Raw genomic sequence first — 19,773 nt, forward strand, 5'->3', positions numbered from 1 at the left:
CTCAGGTATTCATCCTCACATCTAAAGTGGTTATTATTCACTCAGAACTTCTTTTCTATCGAAGTCAAAACGCCTCGTAGAATATTAAGTTCTTGGGTTTCTGGTCGAGCACGAGAGAACAAACGGCGCAACTTATTCATCACCTGTCCAGGTTGCTCTTTGTTAATAAACTGGGTCTCAACCATCACCTTTTCAAGATGCTCGAAGAACAATTCGAGTTCTCGATGACGCGGGTATTCTTCCGATTCATTTGGGGAAAACTGGCTTTGCTCTAAGTTCAAGTGTGCAACTCGCACTTCGTAACTGAGAGTTTGTACAGCCATCGCTAGGTTAAGCGAGCTGTACTCAGGATTAGCGGGAATACAAACATGGTAGTGGCACTTTTGTAGCTCTTCGTTTGTCAAACCAGTTCTTTCTCGGCCAAACACGAGCGCAACCGGATGCTTTCGGCCTTCAACTGCAAATTTCTCACCGCATTCACGTGGCTCGAGCATTGGCCATTCTAATGTACGAGAGCGGGCGCTAGAACCCACAACAAGGCCACAATCTTCAACCGCTTCTTCTAATGTGCCGACAATCTTTGCATTTTGAGCAATATCACCAGCACCCGCAGCTAAAGCAAGAGTTTGTTCATCCACTTCACATTGTGGATCGACTAATACTAGTTGGTTTAAACCCATCACTTTCATTGCTCGAGCTGCTGAGCCAATATTGCCTGAATGAGAGGTACCTACGAGTACAATTTTTACTTGATCCAACATCTGTGTTTGCTACCTAAATTAAAACCGCAGAATGTTATCATAGTTTTTTAAGACACCCTAGAGGCAAGCAGACCTCTCTTCTCATTCTTGGTTATTGTTCTCGTCCGCAGTATGATCTGTACACTCAGTCGGCCGCAATTAGAGTAAAAAATAACCACTTCCCTTTTTGATTATCTCTGGTATACTCGCCGCCGCTTTCATTTGTTCTTTAACATCCGTTGGGAAATTCGTATGCATCCAATGCTAAACATTGCTATTCGCGCTGCGCGAAAGGCAGGCAATCATATTGCTAAATCATTAGAAAACACTGATAAAGTAGAATCTACTCTTAAAGGCACTAATGACTTTGTCACTAACGTAGACAAAGAAGCAGAATACATCATCATCGATACTATCAAGCAGTCTTACCCTGAGCACTGTATCGTTGCTGAAGAACAAGGTCTTATCGAAGGTAAAGATAAAGACGTACAATGGATCATCGACCCACTGGATGGCACCACTAACTTTGTAAAAGGTTACCCAACTTTCGCGGTTTCTATCGCTGTTCGTATTAAGGGCAAAACTGAAGTTGCTTGTGTTTACGATCCAATGCAAAACGAGCTATTCACTGCACAACGCGGTGCCGGCGCTCAACTAAACAGTGCACGTATTCGTGTTGCTCAACTAAAAGACCTTCAAGGTACTGTTCTAGCAACAGGCTTCCCATTCAAGCAGAAACAACACGCTGAGTCTTACATCAAGATCGTTGGTGCGCTATTCACTGAATGTGCTGATTTCCGTCGTAGCGGCTCTGCTGCTCTTGACCTTTGTTACGTGGCTGCTGGCCGTGTTGATGGTTACTTCGAGCTAGGCCTAAAACCTTGGGATATGGCAGCAGGTGAGCTTATTGCTCGTGAAGCTGGCGCAATCCTAACAGACTTTGCTGGCGGCACTGACTACATGAAGTCTGGTAACATCGTTGCTTCAAGCGCTCGTGGCGTAAAATCTATCCTTAAGCACATCCGCGAAAACGGTAACAGCGCGATCCTTAAGTAAGATTTGAAAGTCATATATAGCCCGTCACGCTGATGACTTTAGAAAGCCCCGCTCATTGAGCGGGGCTTTTTTATTTCGAACAATCAGCCTGTTTGTAGAAACGGTCGTAGTCAGATAAGTGGTCTATTTTTACGTGCTTAACCTTCCATATTTGTTCCTTCATTAAAAACTGCAGCGAAACCGTGACTGGCTGGTATACCTCACCAAAGCCGTTTACAGAAAGACATCCAACTCCTCCATCCTCACTGTACTCTTCAAAGTAAGACAGCTCTGTAACCAAACTTGATGGGATAGATGATAAAAATGGAAATTGATGACCAAATTTTATTGGGTGAGACTTAATACTGTTCAGCTCTTCAATCGATAGATTTGGTCCTGCCATAGCTTCTACCACCTCTATATACTGCATCTTGTATAAATTATTACGTATATCAAGGTAAGTATCGTGGAGTGGACTTGCGATGCAGGGCGTTGAAACACTTAGTAAAACCGGAATAGGTAGAATTCTATTTAGCATAACCAACTAAACCCCAGCTTCACGGAGCGCTTGATCAATTTTACTCGGCTTAAATCTGTACTTACAAAGCCCCCACTCGCACTGCTCTAAAAGCTCACGGACATTTACCTGCCCAGTAACTCCAAAGGAAACAACACCAAAAAGAGAAACACTCCCACTGTATGTCAAAACACCATCACGAGTAGTTTTAAAAGTAACAGAAACGGCTTTTAATTTTATGCCCAGCTCTTCAACCATTTCTTTTGAAACTTCAAACTTAGTAAATCCAAGCTCACCAGATAAAGTTACTTTACCTGACTCATCAACTGCTAACTTGAACCTTTTCCCTCCAGTAACTAGCTTGGTGGTAACACCTTTATTGTGCTTGTAAGAAATCTCTACAAACTTCAGTAACTGTACTTTTATTTCAGCTTGCCTTGACATTATTTCCTCCCGAAATTGTTGAACATACTTCCGATATTCAACTCAATCAAAAAACTACAATTCAAGCTGGAAGTACCTCAAAAAAAAATGAAACTTTCAAATCTATCAGGCATAAAAAAACCGCTGATTGTTCAGCGGTTTTTGTTTTCGGTTCTCAATCTGCCTTATGGCATTTCGTCGAACTCTGCACCCTCTTTTTCTACTTGAGGTGGCATCAAGTGCTCTTTCTGGATGCCCAGTTTCAGCGCTAGTGCTGATGCTACGTAGATAGAAGAGTAAGTACCAACAGTGATACCTAGTAGTAGTGCAGTTGCGAAGCCGTGAATCATCGCACCACCCTGCATGAACAGTGCAATTACTACGAATAACGTCGTACCAGATGTAATCAATGTACGGCTCAACGTTTGAGTGATTGAGGCGTCCATAATGTCTGAAGGTTCACCCTTACGCATCTTACGGAAGTTTTCACGAATCCGGTCAAATACAACGATGGTATCGTTGAGTGAGTAGCCCACAACTGTCAGTAGCGCAGCTACGATGGTCAGGTCAACTTCAATTTGTAGAAACGAGAAGACACCTAGCGTGATAATTATATCGTGAGCCAATGCCATTACCGCACCAGCCGCTAGACGCCATTCAAATCGCATCGATACATAAAGCAGGATACAGATCAGCGATACCAAGATCGCTAGACCACCAGCTTCTGTTAGCTCATCACCAACGTTGGGACCTACGAACTCAATACGACGCATTTCTACGCTTTCGCCAGTACCATCTTTGATAGCACCAATGATTTGGTTACCTAGCGTTTCACCAGAAACGTCATCACGTGGACGAAGACGGACCATGACTTCACGAGCACTACCGAAGTTTTGTACTGTCGCATCGCCAAAGCCTTTTGAATCTAGTGCTGCACGAATCTCTTCAAGGTTTGCTGGCTGTTCAAAACCTACCTCGATAAGCGTACCGCCAGTGAAATCTAGCCCCCAATTAAGCCACTTGGTTGACAAAGTGAAGATAGAAGCAGCAATCATTATAATTGAAAAAACGAATGCTACTTTCGACCAACGCATAAAGCCGATCGTCTTCTCTGCTTTTAGAATTTGAAACATATTAATTCCCAGCCTTAGATCGACAATTTATCAACGCGTTTGCCACCGTAGATCAGGTTCACGATACAACGTGTACCAATAATGGCGGTGAACATTGAAGTTAAGATACCGATAGATAGAGTAACTGCGAAACCTTTCACCGCACCTGTACCGACCGCAAATAGAATGATTGCAGTAATTAGTGTTGTGATGTTCGCATCAGCAATCGTGCTGAATGCATTCGCGTAACCTTGGTGAATCGCTTGTTGTGGACTGCGTCCATCACGAATTTCTTCACGGATACGCTCGAAGATCAGTACGTTCGCATCAACCGCCATACCGACTGTTAACACGATACCGGCTATCCCCGGAAGCGTCATGGTAGCGCCTGGAATCATCGACATAACACCAATGATAAGCACCAAGTTTGCCATTAGAGCGATGTTTGCAATCAAACCAAAGCCGCGGTAGTAAAGCAGCGTAAATAGCATTACGGCAACCATACCCCAGATACATGCTTGGATACCCATATCGATGTTTTGCTGGCCCATTGATGGACCAATGGTACGTTCTTCAACGATAGAGATAGGTGCAATCAGTGCACCAGCACGTAGTAGAAGTGCTAGGTTGTGTGCTTCTGCAGCAGAGTCGATACCTGTAATACGGAAGTTACGACCAAGAGCCGATTGAATCGTTGCTTGGTTGATGACTTCTTCATGCTTATCCAGAATAACTTTGCCTTCAGGCGTACGACGGCCACTGTCTTTGTATTCTGCAAACACGGTAGCCATTAGCTTACCAATGTTCTTCTTAGAGAACGCAGACATCTTATTACCACCTTCGCTGTCTAGCGAGATGTTAACTTGTGGACGACCATATTCATCAACACTTGAGCTTGCATCTGTGATGCTTTGACCGCCAAGAATAACGCGCTTCTTAAGCACAACTGGGCGACCATCACGGTCCATCTTGATTTCACTACCTGCTGGCGCACGACCATTTGCCGCTGCCGATAGGTCAGCTTTATCATCAACTTCACGGAATTCAAGCGTTGCCGTAGCTCCGAGAATTTCTTTTGCACGAGCAGTGTCTTGAACACCAGGCAGTTCAACTACAATGCGACTAGCACCTTGACGTTGAACCAATGGTTCCGCAACACCTAGTTCGTTGACACGATTACGTAAAATCGTAATATTTTGCTCAACTGCATAGTTACGGATCTCTTGTAAACGTTGCTCAGTAAAGGTTGCAGTAAGAGCGTAACGTCCATTTGAATCAGAATCGACAAAAATCATGTCCGGGTGATTCTTTTCTAGCGTTGCTTTCGCTTCTGCTAATTGCTCTTCGTTACGCAACAACACTTCTACCGCTTCTTTTCCAGAAGGGCGGATTGCACGGTAACGAATCTTGGCGTCACGAAGTTCGCTACGGAAAGCTTCTTCTTGTTGACCAACAAGCTTTTCCATCGCTGCATCCATATCCACTTCCATTAAGAAGTGAACACCACCGCGAAGGTCAAGACCTAGCTTCAATGGTGACGCGCCAATCGCTTCTAGCCAATCGGGTGTAGAAGGTGCAAGGTTAAGTGCAACAATTGTGTCTTTGCCTAGCGCTTCGCTGATGACATCACGAGCACTGATTTGTGTGTCAGTGTCGTTAAAACGAACAAGAATTGATCCATCTTCGAGAGCAATGGATTTATGAGAAAGTTGCTCTTTGTTAAGAGCAGTAGTGACAGCATCCAGCGTTGACATATCTACAGAGGCGCCACGCGCCCCTGTAACTTGAATAGCCGGATCTTCACCGTAGATATTTGGAAGTGCGTATAACGCAGCGGTGATGATGGCAAAAAGCACCATCAAGTACTTCCATAATGGATAACGGTTTAGCACAGCGAGGATCCTTTAGCTGTTTTATAGAGACTTAAGCGTACCTTTTGGTAGCACTGCAGTGATGAAGTCTTTCTTGATTACTACTTCATTGTTCGCGTTAAGCTCAATTGAAATGTAGTCATTGTCTTCAGCAATCTTAGTGATTTTACCCACTAGGCCACCGCTAGTTAAAACTTCGTCGCCTTTGCCCATAGAAGCCATTAGGTTTTTGTGTTCTTTTACGCGTTTCGCTTGTGGGCGGTAAATCATGAAGTAAAAGATCACTGCGAACATGCCAAGCATGATTAGCATTTCAAAACCACCGCCTGCTGGCGCGCCTTCTGCTGCTGCGTGAGCCTGAGAAATAAACATTAAAACATCCTCATTATATTTTATTGATAATCAAACAAATTGGGTTTTCGCATTTTAGATTCAAGTCTGAGAGTAACTAATAGAGATCGCTCTCTCAAAAATAACGTGCGTTAGCCTACTTTATTAGCAAAAGCCTCTGGCGACATGCCAAAGGCTTAATTCTTTTAGTTTTTCAATTACTGCTCTTTTGCTAGTGGTGGCACTTCACGGCCACGACGCTCATAGAACTCAGTAACAAATTCATCGAAGCGATCTTCATCAATTGCTTTACGAATGCTTTCCATCAGACGCTGGTAGTAACGCAGGTTATGGATTGTATTCAAGCGAGCGCCTAAGATTTCATTACAACGCTCTAAATGGTGAAGGTACGACTTGCTGTAGTTTTGACAAGTGTAACAGTCACAATGCGGATCCAATGGTGTTGTATCCGTTTTATGTTTCGCATTACGGATCTTGATCACACCACCAGTCACAAATAAGTGACCATTACGTGCGTTACGCGTTGGCATTACACAGTCAAACATGTCGATACCACGACGAACACCTTCAACCAAGTCTTCTGGCTTACCTACGCCCATCAAGTAGCGAGGTTTGTCTTCCGGAAGTTGAGGACAAGTATGCTCAAGAATACGGTGCATGTCTTCTTTAGGCTCACCTACTGCCAAACCACCAACCGCGTAACCGTCAAAACCGATTTCCGTTAGACCTTTTACCGACACATCACGTAAATCTTCGTAAACACCACCTTGAACAATACCAAATAGGTTGTTCGGGTTTTCTAGCTTCTCGAAGTGGTCGCGTGAACGCTGTGCCCAGCGTAATGACATTTCCATCGATTTCTTCGCTTCATCGTGTGTCGCTGGGTAAGGCGTACACTCGTCAAAAATCATGACGATGTCAGAGCCCAGGTCTTTTTGAATTTCCATCGACTTTTCTGCGTCCATGAAAATCTTGTCACCGTTTACTGGGTTACGAAAGTGAACACCCTCTTCAGTGATCGTACGCATCTTACCAAGGCTGAATACTTGGAAGCCGCCTGAATCAGTAAGAATAGGACCGTGCCAGTTCATAAAATCGTGCAGGTCACCGTGCATTTTCATCACTTCTTGACCAGGACGTAGCCACAGGTGGAACGTATTACCTAGCAGAATTTCTGCACCAGTACCTTTTACTTCTTCTGGTGTCATACCTTTAACGGTACCGTAAGTACCTACTGGCATGAACGCAGGAGTTTGAACAGTGCCACGTTCGAAAGTCAGTTGACCACGACGTGCATTGCCGTTTTTCTTCTTAAGATCGAATTTTAATTTCACGATGCCTCCGGGTGTCAGAGAAACAGTCTGACTGAGTGTTTAGGGCTCTACCCTACTTTAAGGAGCGGTCGCTTTTCCTTGCGAGAGACAAAGCAATGGATGCTTTATTTCCTAGCTTACTGCTAGCACTCGTAAATCTATTTTTAACTACGCCGTTTTCTTCTTGATGAACATTGAATCGCCATACGAGAAGAAACGGTATTTGTTTTCCACCGCATGTTTGTAAGCATTCATGGTGTTCTCGTATCCAGCAAATGCACTCACCAACATGATCAGTGTTGATTCAGGCAAGTGGAAATTTGTGATCAAGCAATCCACCAACTGATATTCGTAACCAGGGAAAATAAAGATTTCTGTATCGCCAAAGAATGGGGCCAGCTCAGTCCCTTTTTGCAATGCGTCTTGCGCTGCACTTTCAAGTGAACGCACAGATGTGGTACCAACAGCAATAATTCGTCCGCCACGCGCTTTCGTCGCTTTAATTGCGTCGACGACTTCTTGTGGTACTTCTACGTACTCGGCATGCATGTGGTGATCGTTGATATTTTCCACTTTTACTGGCTGGAATGTACCCGCCCCAACGTGCAAAGTAACGTAAGCAAACTCTGCACCTTTCGCTTTGATTTTCTCCAAGAGAACATCATCAAAGTGAAGGCCCGCCGTCGGTGCCGCAACCGCACCTGGCTTTTGATTATATACCGTTTGGTAACGCTCTTTATCTGCATCTTCGTCTGGACGGTCGATGTAAGGAGGAAGCGGCATATGGCCGATTTCTTCCAGAATTTCTAGTACCGTCTTATCAGAACTAAATTTCAGTTCAAATAAAGCATCATGGCGTGCAACCATTTCTGCTGAATATTCATCATTCTCGCCAACAATAATGGTTGTACCTGGTTTTGGTGATTTAGAGCAACGAACGTGCGCGAGGATGCTTTTCTCATCCAACATGCGCTCCACTAGCACTTCTAATTTACCGCCCGATTCCTTGCGGCCAAAAAGACGAGCAGGAATAACACGAGTATTATTAAACACCACTAAGTCACCGGGTTGAACTTGGCCCAATACATCAGTAAATGTGCCATCAATGAGCTCTCCGGTATTGCCGTCCATTTGCAGCAGTCGGCTAGCGGTACGCTCTGGTTGAGGGTAGCGAGCGATGAGTTCATCTGGAAGGTCGAAATGGAAATCTGATACTTGCATGTTACTTGTCTTATCTATTGGTCAAATCACGTCTAGGCGACGATAAAATTGCGACGAGTTTTTCGCAGCAGACTAGTATATGTTTACATGCTGCAATAGCAAGCAAATCACCAGAATATAGCAGTAAAAGCCATGGTCAAGAGTGTAATAAAACGTGAAAAGCCTCGATTACTTGGCACTATTTTTAATTTGAGCCCCAAAGAGAGAACATGAAAAAAGCAAAGCAACGTATACCGCTGCTTATTAGTTTGGCATTCCAATCGCCCTATCAAACCTCACGCTTTCGCCACAAGAATAACGGCACGAATAAACCCAATAACAAAAACCCTAGACTGCCACCTTCATCATCTGAGCCTTTGAAATCACAGTTATTGGTCGCAATGCCATCGTGACACTCTTTATTGTCACCACTTTCATTGTTAGCACTTTTGATAAAATTCGGCGCAATGATGTAACGACTTGGTGGCGCATCGGCAGTGATGTAAGACTGTACCCAGTCGTAATAGTGGCTCACCTTGGTATAGAAACTTGGGATCGTCAAAGAGCCACACGTTGGTAGAATAAGAGGGCCGCCACTAACAATACCAATTTGTTTGCCGGTCGCCACATCGACCAACGGGCCACCACTGTCACCTTTACATGCAGAGTTGCCATATTGAGTATGGCTATCTGGCTCCAATACATGGTTTTGTGTTGGTAGCGTACAAATTTTGGTTTGGTTGTCTCTTGAATCAATGATCCCCGGAAAACTGCTGCCAATTTCTAAACGCTCATAACATTTGTCGATGGGTAAAAATGTGCTAATGGTGGTTTTGAGCGTATTAGAAGGTTCAGAAGCATCCGGCTGAGTAGCCCCCCATCCAAACACTTGCACATTTTCGACACGTTGATTGGTCAGGTAATTATCGTTCCAATCCGCCACCAAACGTGCTTCGATACTCTCCATGTCAACTTTACTTGCTAGGTCAGCAAAGCTCGCGTTTGCCACTTGGCGCGTGAGATACAGCAACGCGATGTCTGAATCTAAACCGGTTTGGATAGGTTTCACGTTGCCATTACTGTCGGTCTCAGCTTTTGAAATCCGAGTGTAATCCGGATGAACCACAACGTGAGACACCGGATAGAAGTTATCAAGCCCTGCAGAATTAAGTTCATACACATTCGCATTCACCGACAGCTCACCCGGCGGGGTCACATAGTAGGTTGCTTCATTGGTTCCTTGTCCCATCACCACACAGTGCGCCGCAGTCAGTACCCATTGCTCTGTCAGCATCGTTCCACCACACAGCGGAAACTCTGCCATATTACTTGCTCGCAAAGTAACGCGGTCAACAGGATCGGTTTGTTCATCTCCTAACACAATCGCCTGTGTTGATGGCACACTGAACGCCGCCACTGCCAGCGAAATAAGTTTGTTACACGTTGTTCGTTTCATCTAGGTTGCTGTCTTCAATTTGGTACGCCTAGACGTATCTTCTTCGAGAGAAGAATCTTGGAAAATCCAGCGAATAAAATGTGCGATTCAATTCATTGGATTACCTTGGGAACACATTCAATATCAACTAAAAATGCCAACTGACTCGCACACAAACCGACTTATTCAAATTAATAAAAACACCAATACAACACAGATTACGCAGCCCATCAGCATTGTGCTATTTAATTGATGAAAAACGAGTTAGCTCCCAGATATACAGAAAAATATTCTCTATATTTAAGAGAAGGACAATGCCGCTGGAGGTCTCTATGATCAAGGTTGAAGACATGATGACTCGTAATCCTCATACCTTACTGCGCACGCACACCTTGCGTGATGCAAAAAGCATGATGGATGCGCTTGATATTCGACACATTCCGGTTGTTGATGCCAATAACCACTTACAAGGCTTGGTGACTCAACGCGACATTCTTGCTGCTCAAGAATCGAGCTTGCACCCAGATGAGGCTGAACAATCTTTTACTTTAGACACACCGCTCTACGAAATGATGCACACCAATATCATGACGGCAGAGCCTATCGCGGGGCTCAAAGAGAGCGCTATCTATATGCAAAAGCATAAAGTTGGCTGTCTACCTGTTGTCACCAAAGGTCGATTGGTCGGCATTATTACTGATAGTGACTTCGTGACGATTGCGATTAACTTATTGGAACTACAAGAAGAAGTGGAACCTGAAGAAATCGAGCAGGAAGAATAGTACGCAAGCGTATTCTCTTTGTTGTAAGTTTCGTTTTTAAACCGGTTAAACGAAAAAAGAGCGGCAGGGTTGCCGCTCAAAATGCCATTACTGACGCTGATTAAGGAAGTGTTTCTCTGCCAATTAGAATTGGTCTTCTTCGGTCGAACCTGTCAATGCTGTCACTGAAGAGTTACCACCTTGGATAGTATTGGTCATTCTATCGAAGTAACCTGTACCTACTTCTTGTTGGTGCGCAACAAACGTATAACCTTTTTCAGCCGCTTGGAATTCAGGACGCTGAACTTTCTCAACATAATGACGCATACCTTCACCTTGAGCGTAAGCGTGTGCCAGTTCAAACATGTTGAACCACATGTTGTGAATGCCTGCTAGCGTGATGAATTGGTACTTGTAGCCCATGTCTGCAAGCTCTTGTTGGAACTTAGCAATGGTTTCTGCATCTAGGTTTTTCTCCCAGTTGAATGAAGGCGAGCAGTTGTATGCCAACAATTGATCTGGGTATTCAGCGTGAATTGCTTCTGCAAACTTACGTGCTTCTTCCAAACATGGCGTAGCCGTTTCACACCAAATCAAGTCTGCATATGGTGCGTAAGCCAGACCGCGAGAAATCGCTTGGTCGATACCCGCGCGAACGCGGTAGAAACCTTCTTGAGTGCGCTCACCTTCAATAAAGTCTTTATCATATGGGTCGCAATCTGAAGTAATGAGATCCGCCGCATTCGCATCAGTACGAGCAATAACTAATGTTGTTGTTCCCGCTACGTCAGCAGCCAAACGAGCTGCAACGAGCTTTTGTACAGCTTCTTGCGTAGGAACTAATACCTTACCACCCATATGACCACACTTTTTCACCGATGCTAACTGGTCTTCAAAGTGAACGCCCGCGGCACCGGCTTCGATCATCGATTTCATTAGTTCGTAAGCGTTAAGCACACCACCAAAGCCCGCTTCAGCATCCGCTACGATAGGTAGGAAGTAATCAATACCACCTTCATCTTCAGGCGTCTTACCAGCAGCCCACTGAATTTGGTCTGCACGACGGAATGAGTTGTTGATACGCTTTACTACTGACGGTACAGAATCTACTGGGTAAAGAGATTGGTCTGGATACATCGTCGAGGCGGTGTTGTTATCCGCCGCTACCTGCCAGCCTGACAAGTAAATCGCTTCAATACCTGCTTTAGCTTGTTGAACCGCTTGACCACCCGTTAGCGCACCAAGACAGTTTACGTAACCTTTTTTTGCACTACCGTTGACCAGTGACCAAAGTTTGTCTGCACCACGTTGTGCAATTGTGTTTGCAGGCACCATAGAGCCACGCAGTTCCACCACTTCCTCGGCAGTGTAAGTACGCTTCACATTTTTCCAGCGTGGATTAGTTGCCCAGTCTTTTTCCAGAGCTTCAATTTGTTGGCGGCGAGTTAAGTTAGTCATTGGTCTATCCCTCTTTATAATTTGCACTTTATGCGTGTGCGTTGAGTTTCCGTTCTCAGGCAGTACTTCCCTATCTGCCTTGAAAATCCTTCACGTTATTGGTGTTACAGTTATTCTTTATTAATCCAGGTAGTCATAACCAGGAACTGTCAAAAAGTTGGTCAGTTCATCGCTCGTCGTGAGCCTTGCCATTAAGTCTGCTGCTTCTTCAAATCGACCCGCATGGTAGCGCTGCTCGCCAATTTCTTGCTTCACGACTTCAATCTCCTCTTTGAGATAGAGCTCGAACAGCTCTTTAGTGACCTTTAATCCGTTGTCTAGCGACTTGCCGTGTTGAATCCATTGCCAGATAGAGGCGCGTGAGATTTCTGCCGTTGCTGCGTCTTCCATCAGTCCGTAAATCGGCACACAACCATTGCCAGAAATCCAAGCTTCGATGTATTGCAGCGCAACGCGAATATTGTGGCGCATTCCGCCTTCAGTGCGCTCGCCTTCACAAGGCTCAAGCAGTTCAGCTGCTGTAATAGGCGCATCCTCTGCACGGCTCACATCCAACTGGTTGGTGCGTTCACCCAGCACAGCACTAAAGACTTCCATAGCAGTGTCAGCCAAACCTGGATGAGCCACCCAAGTACCGTCGTGGCCGTTGTTAGCTTCTAACGATTTGTCAGTCTGGATCTTGTCTAATACTTTTTGATTCTCTTTCGGGTCTTTAGCTGGGATAAATGCGGCCATTCCTCCCATCGCGAAAGCACCTCGTTTATGGCAAGTACGTACCAATAATCGCGAGTAAGCGTTTAAGAATGGCTTGTCCATCGTTACCACTTGGCGATCTGGCAGTACTCGGTCTGAGTGTTTTTTCAATGTTTTGATGTAGCTAAAGATGTAATCCCAGCGACCACAGTTCAAACCAACGATGTGTTCTTTAAGCGAGAACAGAATCTCGTCCATTTCAAATACCGCTGGTAAGGTTTCAATCAGCACAGTCGCTTTGATCGTGCCTGTATCCAAACCGAAATAGTCTTCCGTGAAATGGAACACTTCGCTCCACCACTTCGCTTCGTGATGCGATTGCAGTTTTGGAAGGTAGAAATAAGGGCCGCTGCCTTTTTGAAGTAACGCTTTGTAGTTGTTATAGAAATACAGAGCGAAATCGAATAGCGCACCTGGAATGATCTGACCGTGCCACGTAACGTGTTTTTCTTTTAAATGAAGGCCGCGAACACGGCAGATCAACACCGCTGGGTCATCTTCCAGCTGATAATGTTTGCCATTGCCAGGATTGGTGTAACTGATGGTGCCATTAACAGCATCGCGCAAGTTAATTTGACCATCTAGCACTTTACTCCATGCAGGAGACATTGAATCTTCGAAGTCTGCCATGAACACTTTTACATTCGCATTCAGTGCGTTAATCACCATCTTGCGGTCAGTTGGTCCGGTAATCTCCACACGGCGATCTTGCAGATCTTGTGGGATTCCTAGGATCTTCCAACTTCCTTCACGGATGTCTTGTGTCTCTGGTAGAAAATCTGGTAGCTCACCAGCATCAATACGTGCTTGCTTCTCTTCTCTTGCTTCCAGCAACTGTTCAACACGTCCGGCAAATTTTTCACACAGTAGAGATAAAAAGGTTTGGGCTTCAACAGGGAAAATTGCTTGATGTTCTGGAGCAACGACTCCATTCACCTCAAGCATGCCTTGGGTTTGCTTTAGTTGTTGTGTTTTTTGTTCTGTCTGAGCAAGCATAATCATTCATCCTTAACGTGCTTTATCAATCTTGGGCAGTCAGCGTAAAGCTACATTTGTAAGTTATGAACAACAAATTACATCCTTTAACTTTGTGTTCAACTCGTCTAGCCATGCCGATAGATTGCGTAATGCTACGTGTATTTTCAATCTAGACATAAGTCGTATCGGCCTTTAAATAAGCTATATCAACAAGGGGTTTAGTGAAACCCCCAATATAAACAAAACAGAAAATTCAAAGTTTTATTCCGCAAGGTAAAAACCATCTATCAAGCGCCTTATTTTGTAAGTTATTACGTAATAAAATTACATTAAATTTAAAGTCGTTTTATCATTTCAAACAAGCGTATGAATATAGACTGGTAAACAAACACCTTGTATTCACAAGGGCTGAAGAGATGTATTTAAACAGGGGTCAAACAAGGTATGCAGGGCTTTGTGTAAAATTAACATTGTGAAATTTCACTATTTTATGAAAGCTTCATCAAAGAAGGGCTGTAAAATTTTACAAGTCAAAGTTTACCAACAGAATAAAATACTAGAAAGCGCACTGTTTCCAGTGCGCTTTTAGATAAATAATGGAGAAGTAAGGGCTAATACTAATAGCTAAAGCAGCTCTGAAACGACTTCTGCAAGTTGATTAAATGTTTTCGTTCTTGACGAGCTCGGACGCCAAACTAAGCCGATTTCGCGATAAGCTTGTTTACCAGGAGGATCGATCACGACTAAATTCTGGTTATGCAGCAAGCCATGGTCGATAGCCATTTGAGGAATGAACGTTGTTCCCAAACCATTCGCAACCATTTGCACCAGTGTATGGAGGCTGGTTGCCGTAAACGGATTGATTTTTTCTTTGTCTGTTAATTTACACGCTGATACCGCATGTTCCGTTAAGCAATGTTCTTTCTCTAGTAGAAAGACGGATTCGTCAGGTAAATCCGCGTAACGAATCGGCACAGGGACCGATTGGGCTTGATTAGCGCTTATAACCATTCGAAATGGATCCTTACCCACTACTCGGCTTTCCATCCCATCAATTTCGACTGGTAACGCTAAAATAAGCACATCCAGCTCACCATGTCTGAGCGCTTGAAGTAAGTTTGTCGTCGTGTCTTCTCTTAATAAAAGATTCAGTTGTGGAAAACGGTAGTTCACCTCTTGTACCAAATCACACAGTAAAAACGGAGCAATTGTTGGTATACATCCTACTTTTAGCTGGCCTTGCATATCGTCGCCTTGGCACATACGTCCAAGCTCGACCAAATCTTGCCCTTTTGCTAACAGCTCTCGCCCCTGCTTTACTACCATTTCTCCTGTTTGGGTAAAAACCAGTGGACTTTTCTTATCTTTCTTTTCATATAATGGACAGCCAATCAATTCCTCTAAGTTTTGAATACCCTTACTTAAAGTCGACTGACTGACAAAACAACGCTCTGCAGCGTCACTAAAATGTCTTGTTTCATGCAGTGTGACTAAATAGTGTAACTGCTTCAAACTGGGCCATTTATTCATAATTGTATTTGTATCTACCGCCGTTCCAGTGATCGAGTTAAGAGTTTTGTTATTATCGTTTTTTTCGATTAACTCAATCTATTTATTTCGCTTTTTTCAATACTACAATCTGTACTATAGTTTGTCTCGTACAAACACGAACCAAACCGACACAACTGAATTCGGTTTGGAGCTAACCATACTTTTTAGGAGCAAAAAAATGGTACTAGTAGGTCGTCAAGCCCCTGATTTTACTGCAGCAGCTGTTCTAGGTAACGGTGAAATCGTTGAAAACTTCAACTTTGCAGAGTTCACTAAAGGTAAGAAAGCAGTAGTATTCTTCTACCCACTAGATTTCACTTTCGTTTGCCCATCTGAGCTAATCGCATTCGACAACCGTCTAGCTGACTTCCAAGCTAAAGGTGTTGAAGTAATCGGTGTTTCTATCGATTCTCAGTTCTCTCACAACGCATGGCGTAACACTGCTATCGAAGATGGCGGTATCGGTCAAGTTAAGTACCCACTAGTTGCTGACGTTAAGCACGAAATCTGTAAAGCTTACGACGTTGAGCACCCAGAAGCAGGCGTTGCTTTCCGTGGTTCTTTCCTAATCGACGAAGAAGGCGTTGTACGTCACCAAGTAGTTAACGACCTACCACTAGGCCGTAACATCGACGAAATGCTACGCATGGTTGACGCTCTTAACTTCCACCAGAAGCACGGCGAAGTATGTCCTGCACAATGGGAAGAAGGTAAAGCAGGTATGGACGCATCTCCAAAAGGTGTTGCAGCGTTCCTATCTGAGCACGCAGCTGACCTAGGCAAAAAATAATAGACCTTCACCCTAGCTCAACGGGTGTGATGGTTGGATGTATATAAAGCAATAAGCTAATGCGGAAAACCGCAAACGCCAATCAGTCTAAGTAAAGTCCTATCAAAGCCCAGAGCCTCTGCTCTGGGCTTTCTTTTTCCTTCAGATAAACCGCCAAAATGAGGTAACGCTTTAGCGTAAACTTTACCTCTATTTATCATCCCCTCCATACAGATTCTGCTTACTGGCCCTGTTAATATCTTAGCCACAACACTTATTTGTAACGTTAGCAGGATGAATGAACGTGGTTACTCACCTAGAAGTCTGTATTGATAATATTGAATCTCTGCACTACGCCATTGCTGGCGGCGCCACTCGGATTGAACTTTGCTCCTCTTTGGCTTTAGGCGGACTAACACCCAGTTATGGTTTTATGCAGCAAGCGGCTAAGCTTTCGAGTGTTCCAGTTTATGCCATGATCCGCCCACGCCAAGGTGACTTCTTCTACAATGAAGAAGAGATCGAAATGATGCGTTGGGATATTGAAGCGGCTCACCAATCAGGCTTGAGCGGTGTCGTGTTCGGCGTGCTCACTCAAGACGGTGATATTCATATGCCTTACGCGGCTGCGCTGTGTGAATTTGCTCAAGCGCTTGGCTTAGGCGTGACCTTCCATCGTGCCTTTGACCAGTGTCGTGACGCTGAAAAAACTTTGGAAGAAGTGATCAGCTTAGGTTGTGAACGTATTTTAACCTCCGGTCTTGCGCCTTCAGCACCACAAGGGATCGATGTGCTTAGAGCTTTGGTTAAGCAAGCCCAAGGACGCATAGCAATCATGGCGGGGGCTGGCGTTAATGCGAGTAACGTACGTGAGCTAGTAGAAGACACTCAAGTTCCTGAAATCCATCTGTCAGGCAAAACCACACGCCCTAGCCAAATGACCTTTGTTGCTGAACAAAGCAAAATGGGCGCATCCGATGTCGATGATTTTTTAATCCCCATCACAAGTACACAAGCCATTACCGATGTCGTAGCAGCTCTCAAATAGACTACCGTAACCTCACGCGCATAGCTTTTGAGTGCTAACATATTGTTTATCAAGGAGTGAGGAAAGGTGTATGTCTAAATTGAAGAAAAAGGAATACGAAAAGGAGCTCAAAAACCTTCAAGTTGAGCTCGTAAAACTTCAAGAGTGGGTCAAACACAAAGGGTTAAAAGTGGTGGTTCTGTTTGAAGGACGTGATGCTGCGGGCAAAGGCGGAGTGATAAAGCGAATTACAGAAAAGCTAAACCCGCGTGTTTGTCGCGTAGTGGCTCTGCCTGCACCGACAGAAAAAGAAAAAACGCAATGGTACTTCCAACGTTACGTCGCTCATTTACCATCTGCTGGTGAAATCGTTTTATTTGACCGAAGTTGGTATAACCGAGCAGGTGTCGAAAAAGTCATGGGGTTCTGTACTCCAGACGAATACGAGGAGTTTTTACGCTCTTGCCCTGAATTCGAGAGAATGTTGCAACGCTCTGGGATTATTCTGATTAAGTATTGGTTTTCGGTTTCAGACGAAGAGCAGGAAAAACGTTTTCTAGGTCGAATTAATACGCCGATCAAACGTTGGAAATTCAGCCCAATGGATTTAGAGTCACGTCATCGCTGGGCGGAGTATTCGAAAGCAAAAGATAAGATGTTTGCCTATACAGACACGAAAAACTGCCCTTGGTGGGTCGTCCCTTCTGATGACAAAAAGAAAGCGCGCTTGAACTGTATCAGTCATTTACTAAGCCAGATTGATTACAAAGCACTTGAGTACTCACCTATCGAATTACCTGAACTCAATAAAGAAGGTTACGTCAGAGCGCCCATTGATGATCAGACCTTCGTTCCTGATAAATATTGACGTGCTTTCCTTCTCCCTAATAAATAGACCAGCCTAAAAGCTGGTCTATTTATTGAAGTCAGTTACTTCAGTACGTCATCAATACTTTGATCACCTAGATGGCGTACATCTTTCCCTTTTACGAAGTAAATAATGTATTCACAGATGTTCTGGCAGCGGTCCCCCACGCGTTCAATCGCGCGTGCCGACCACATCACTTGCAGAATATTAGGGATATTTTTTGGATCTTCCATCATGTAAGTCATCAACTGACGAATCACCGCTTCATACTCGGCGTCTAGTTTGTCATCTTGTTTATGCACCTCTGCTGCCGCTTCTACATCCATGCGGGCAAACGCATCTAAAACCTGATGCAGCATGTTAATTGCCTGACGGCAGAGAGGCTCTAACGACACTTGGAATTGTCGTTCTTTTGATGATGGGCTTTCGATGGCAACGTAAGCAATGCGTGTCGCCACATCACCGATGCGTTCTAAATCAGTGATCGTTTTGATGATAGCCATGATTAAGCGCAAGTCTTTTGCCGTTGGCTGACGCTTAGCAATAATGCGTGTACAGGCGTCATCGATCGAGACTTCCATCGCATTCACTTTATGATCGTCACGCACAACCTTACGCGCCAGTTCGATGTCTTCTTTATGCAAGGCTTGAATAGCATACGAAAGCTGCTGTTCTACCAAGCCCCCCATGGTTAATACATGAGTACGAATCGATTCTAGCTCTACGTTAAATTGTCCTGAAATATGACGTCCAAAGTGCATGATGTTCCTTATTCCGTATAGAGTCGCGACTTAACCGTAGCGACCCGTAATGTAATCTTCGGTCTGTTTCTTCATTGGCGAAGTGAAGATCGAGTCCGCGTCAGAGTATTCAATTAACTTACCCATATGAATGAATGCAGTATGATCGCTCACTCTCGCCGCTTGTTGCATGTTATGGGTAACGATAACGACAGTATATTGAGTCTTCAGCTCATTGATAAGCTCTTCAATAGTTAAAGTTGAGATTGGATCCAACGCTGATGTTGGCTCGTCCAATAACAGGACTTCCGGCTCAATCGCCACCGCGCGCGCAATGACCAAGCGCTGTTGCTGCCCCCCAGATAAGCCAAATGCGTTCTCATGCAAGCGGTCTTTTACCTCATCCCACAACGCCGCCGAGCGCAAGGATCGCTCCACTGCGTCATCTAAACTGCGGCTGTTTTTTACACCTTGTAAGCGTAAGCCATAAACTACATTTTCATAAATAGACTTAGGAAATGGATTGGGTCTTTGAAACACCATTCCCACTCTGCGTCGAAGTGTCGCAACATCGACATTAGGATGATAAACATTCTTGCCATGGAGACGCACTTTACCTGTGACTCGACACCCTTCCACTAAGTCGTTCATGCGATTGATGCAACGTAATAACGTCGACTTTCCACACCCTGAAGGACCGATAAAAGCGGTGACTCGCCCTTTGGGAATTCGCATCGAAATATCATGCAGCGCCTGAGTTTGACCATAGAACAGATTAAGGTTCTCGATTGAGATGGCTGTTTGTTCATCCGTTAAATTATGAACATCCAATGGTGGCTCATAACCTAATGTACTATCAAAATTAAACATA

General features: G+C 44.4%; 19 protein-coding genes. 5 read left to right on the plus strand and 14 right to left on the minus strand.

Going from position 1 to position 19,773, the window contains the following annotated elements; translation table 11 throughout:
- Nucleotides 1-41: 41 nt before the first annotated feature.
- Entirely contained in the window at nucleotides 42-761 is a 720-nt protein-coding gene (gene trmJ / locus J4N43_RS12790; protein ID WP_017633919.1) for a tRNA (cytosine(32)/uridine(32)-2'-O)-methyltransferase TrmJ, read from the minus strand.
- A gap of 231 nt (nucleotides 762-992) precedes the next feature.
- Between trmJ and suhB the strand changes: the two genes are divergently transcribed.
- Nucleotides 993-1,796, plus strand: coding sequence for an inositol-1-monophosphatase (gene suhB, locus J4N43_RS12795; protein ID WP_005381722.1), 804 nt, complete (start codon nucleotides 993-995; stop codon nucleotides 1,794-1,796).
- A 70-nt stretch (nucleotides 1,797-1,866) separates the two neighbouring features.
- Here suhB and J4N43_RS12800 read toward each other — a convergent pair whose 3' ends face one another.
- From J4N43_RS12800 to J4N43_RS12835, 8 genes are all read right to left on the minus strand, one after another.
- Nucleotides 1,867-2,178, minus strand: coding sequence for a hypothetical protein (locus J4N43_RS12800; protein WP_053350240.1), 312 nt, complete (start codon nucleotides 2,176-2,178; stop codon nucleotides 1,867-1,869).
- Nucleotides 2,179-2,319: 141 nt separating this feature from the next.
- Nucleotides 2,320-2,736: a hypothetical protein gene (locus J4N43_RS12805; protein ID WP_017633921.1), complete on the minus strand. Its 417-nt coding sequence runs from the start codon at nucleotides 2,734-2,736 to the stop codon at nucleotides 2,320-2,322.
- 164 nt (nucleotides 2,737-2,900) lie between these two features.
- Nucleotides 2,901-3,848: a protein translocase subunit SecF gene (gene secF / locus J4N43_RS12810; RefSeq protein WP_005383689.1), complete on the minus strand. Its 948-nt coding sequence runs from the start codon at nucleotides 3,846-3,848 to the stop codon at nucleotides 2,901-2,903.
- A gap of 14 nt (nucleotides 3,849-3,862) precedes the next feature.
- Nucleotides 3,863-5,719, minus strand: a complete 1,857-nt coding sequence (gene secD / locus J4N43_RS12815; protein WP_005381724.1) for a protein translocase subunit SecD — start codon at nucleotides 5,717-5,719, stop codon at nucleotides 3,863-3,865.
- 21 nt (nucleotides 5,720-5,740) lie between these two features.
- Nucleotides 5,741-6,070 (minus strand): preprotein translocase subunit YajC, encoded by a 330-nt coding sequence (gene yajC, locus J4N43_RS12820; protein WP_005381725.1) that lies wholly within the window; start codon nucleotides 6,068-6,070, stop codon nucleotides 5,741-5,743.
- A gap of 176 nt (nucleotides 6,071-6,246) precedes the next feature.
- Nucleotides 6,247-7,383 carry a tRNA guanosine(34) transglycosylase Tgt gene (gene tgt / locus J4N43_RS12825; protein WP_005381727.1) on the minus strand — a complete coding sequence of 379 codons (1,137 nt, stop codon included), beginning with the start codon at nucleotides 7,381-7,383 and terminating at the stop codon, nucleotides 6,247-6,249.
- A gap of 147 nt (nucleotides 7,384-7,530) precedes the next feature.
- Nucleotides 7,531-8,583: a tRNA preQ1(34) S-adenosylmethionine ribosyltransferase-isomerase QueA gene (queA, locus tag J4N43_RS12830; RefSeq protein ID WP_025768859.1), complete on the minus strand. Its 1,053-nt coding sequence runs from the start codon at nucleotides 8,581-8,583 to the stop codon at nucleotides 7,531-7,533.
- A gap of 268 nt (nucleotides 8,584-8,851) precedes the next feature.
- On the minus strand, nucleotides 8,852-10,018 hold the full coding sequence (locus J4N43_RS12835) for a S1 family peptidase (RefSeq protein ID WP_158159567.1): 1,167 nt from the start codon (nucleotides 10,016-10,018) through the stop codon (nucleotides 8,852-8,854).
- A 311-nt stretch (nucleotides 10,019-10,329) separates the two neighbouring features.
- Here J4N43_RS12835 and J4N43_RS12840 point away from each other — a divergent pair, with 311 nt between their 5' ends.
- Nucleotides 10,330-10,779, plus strand: coding sequence for a CBS domain-containing protein (locus tag J4N43_RS12840; protein ID WP_017820562.1), 450 nt, complete (start codon nucleotides 10,330-10,332; stop codon nucleotides 10,777-10,779).
- 123 nt (nucleotides 10,780-10,902) lie between these two features.
- On the opposite strand, the gene aceA is transcribed toward J4N43_RS12840, so the two are convergent.
- The 3 genes from aceA to J4N43_RS12855 all read right to left on the minus strand — a co-directional run bounded on the left by aceA (nucleotide 10,903) and on the right by J4N43_RS12855 (nucleotide 15,477).
- Nucleotides 10,903-12,216 carry an isocitrate lyase gene (aceA, locus tag J4N43_RS12845; protein ID WP_005381733.1) on the minus strand — a complete coding sequence of 438 codons (1,314 nt, stop codon included), beginning with the start codon at nucleotides 12,214-12,216 and terminating at the stop codon, nucleotides 10,903-10,905.
- A gap of 120 nt (nucleotides 12,217-12,336) precedes the next feature.
- The gene (gene aceB / locus J4N43_RS12850; protein ID WP_017820561.1) at nucleotides 12,337-13,965 is read right to left on the minus strand and encodes a malate synthase A; all 1,629 of its coding nucleotides are present in this window, start codon (nucleotides 13,963-13,965) and stop codon (nucleotides 12,337-12,339) included.
- A gap of 606 nt (nucleotides 13,966-14,571) precedes the next feature.
- Nucleotides 14,572-15,477, minus strand: a complete 906-nt coding sequence (locus tag J4N43_RS12855; RefSeq protein ID WP_005383681.1) for a hydrogen peroxide-inducible genes activator — start codon at nucleotides 15,475-15,477, stop codon at nucleotides 14,572-14,574.
- A gap of 199 nt (nucleotides 15,478-15,676) precedes the next feature.
- On the opposite strand from J4N43_RS12855, the gene J4N43_RS12860 reads away from it, so the two are divergent.
- From J4N43_RS12860 to ppk2, 3 genes are all read left to right on the plus strand, one after another.
- Entirely contained in the window at nucleotides 15,677-16,288 is a 612-nt protein-coding gene (locus tag J4N43_RS12860; RefSeq protein ID WP_005381738.1) for a peroxiredoxin C, read from the plus strand.
- A gap of 283 nt (nucleotides 16,289-16,571) precedes the next feature.
- Nucleotides 16,572-17,315, plus strand: a complete 744-nt coding sequence (locus J4N43_RS12865) for a copper homeostasis protein CutC (RefSeq protein ID WP_154205211.1) — start codon at nucleotides 16,572-16,574, stop codon at nucleotides 17,313-17,315.
- A 70-nt stretch (nucleotides 17,316-17,385) separates the two neighbouring features.
- Nucleotides 17,386-18,162: a polyphosphate kinase 2 gene (gene ppk2 / locus J4N43_RS12870; protein WP_158159566.1), complete on the plus strand. Its 777-nt coding sequence runs from the start codon at nucleotides 17,386-17,388 to the stop codon at nucleotides 18,160-18,162.
- Nucleotides 18,163-18,224: 62 nt separating this feature from the next.
- On the opposite strand, the gene phoU is transcribed toward ppk2, so the two are convergent.
- Both phoU and pstB read right to left on the minus strand, forming a co-directional pair.
- Nucleotides 18,225-18,923 (minus strand): phosphate signaling complex protein PhoU, encoded by a 699-nt coding sequence (gene phoU, locus J4N43_RS12875; RefSeq protein WP_005381744.1) that lies wholly within the window; start codon nucleotides 18,921-18,923, stop codon nucleotides 18,225-18,227.
- 30 nt (nucleotides 18,924-18,953) lie between these two features.
- Nucleotides 18,954-19,772 carry a phosphate ABC transporter ATP-binding protein PstB gene (pstB, locus tag J4N43_RS12880; protein WP_005381745.1) on the minus strand — a complete coding sequence of 273 codons (819 nt, stop codon included), beginning with the start codon at nucleotides 19,770-19,772 and terminating at the stop codon, nucleotides 18,954-18,956.
- Between the last annotated feature and the right edge of the window lies 1 nt (nucleotide 19,773).

Source organism: Vibrio sp. SCSIO 43009 (assembly GCF_023716525.1).
Lineage (GTDB): Bacteria > Pseudomonadota > Gammaproteobacteria > Enterobacterales > Vibrionaceae > Vibrio > Vibrio alginolyticus.

Bases quoted from the DNA above. Each gene is read 5' to 3' on its own strand.
- J4N43_RS12855 (WP_005383681.1), bottom strand. From the start codon at position 15,477: ATGAATAAATGGCCCAGTTTGAAGCAGTTACACTATTTAGTCACACTG.
- yajC (WP_005381725.1), bottom strand. From the start codon at position 6,070: ATGTTTATTTCTCAGGCTCACGCAGCAGCAGAAGGCGCGCCAGCAGGC.
- J4N43_RS12835 (WP_158159567.1), bottom strand. From the start codon at position 10,018: ATGAAACGAACAACGTGTAACAAACTTATTTCGCTGGCAGTGGCGGCG.
- phoU (WP_005381744.1), bottom strand. From the start codon at position 18,923: ATGCACTTTGGACGTCATATTTCAGGACAATTTAACGTAGAGCTAGAA.
- queA (WP_025768859.1), bottom strand. From the start codon at position 8,583: ATGCAAGTATCAGATTTCCATTTCGACCTTCCAGATGAACTCATCGCT.
- secF (WP_005383689.1), bottom strand. From the start codon at position 3,848: ATGTTTCAAATTCTAAAAGCAGAGAAGACGATCGGCTTTATGCGTTGG.
- J4N43_RS12800 (WP_053350240.1), bottom strand. From the start codon at position 2,178: ATGGCAGGACCAAATCTATCGATTGAAGAGCTGAACAGTATTAAGTCT.
- trmJ (WP_017633919.1), bottom strand. From the start codon at position 761: ATGTTGGATCAAGTAAAAATTGTACTCGTAGGTACCTCTCATTCAGGC.
- J4N43_RS12860 (WP_005381738.1), top strand. From the start codon at position 15,677: ATGGTACTAGTAGGTCGTCAAGCCCCTGATTTTACTGCAGCAGCTGTT.
- aceB (WP_017820561.1), bottom strand. From the start codon at position 13,965: ATGCTTGCTCAGACAGAACAAAAAACACAACAACTAAAGCAAACCCAA.
- aceA (WP_005381733.1), bottom strand. From the start codon at position 12,216: ATGACTAACTTAACTCGCCGCCAACAAATTGAAGCTCTGGAAAAAGAC.
- suhB (WP_005381722.1), top strand. From the start codon at position 993: ATGCATCCAATGCTAAACATTGCTATTCGCGCTGCGCGAAAGGCAGGC.
- J4N43_RS12805 (WP_017633921.1), bottom strand. From the start codon at position 2,736: ATGTCAAGGCAAGCTGAAATAAAAGTACAGTTACTGAAGTTTGTAGAG.
- J4N43_RS12840 (WP_017820562.1), top strand. From the start codon at position 10,330: ATGATCAAGGTTGAAGACATGATGACTCGTAATCCTCATACCTTACTG.
- ppk2 (WP_158159566.1), top strand. From the start codon at position 17,386: ATGTCTAAATTGAAGAAAAAGGAATACGAAAAGGAGCTCAAAAACCTT.
- pstB (WP_005381745.1), bottom strand. From the start codon at position 19,772: ATGTTTAATTTTGATAGTACATTAGGTTATGAGCCACCATTGGATGTT.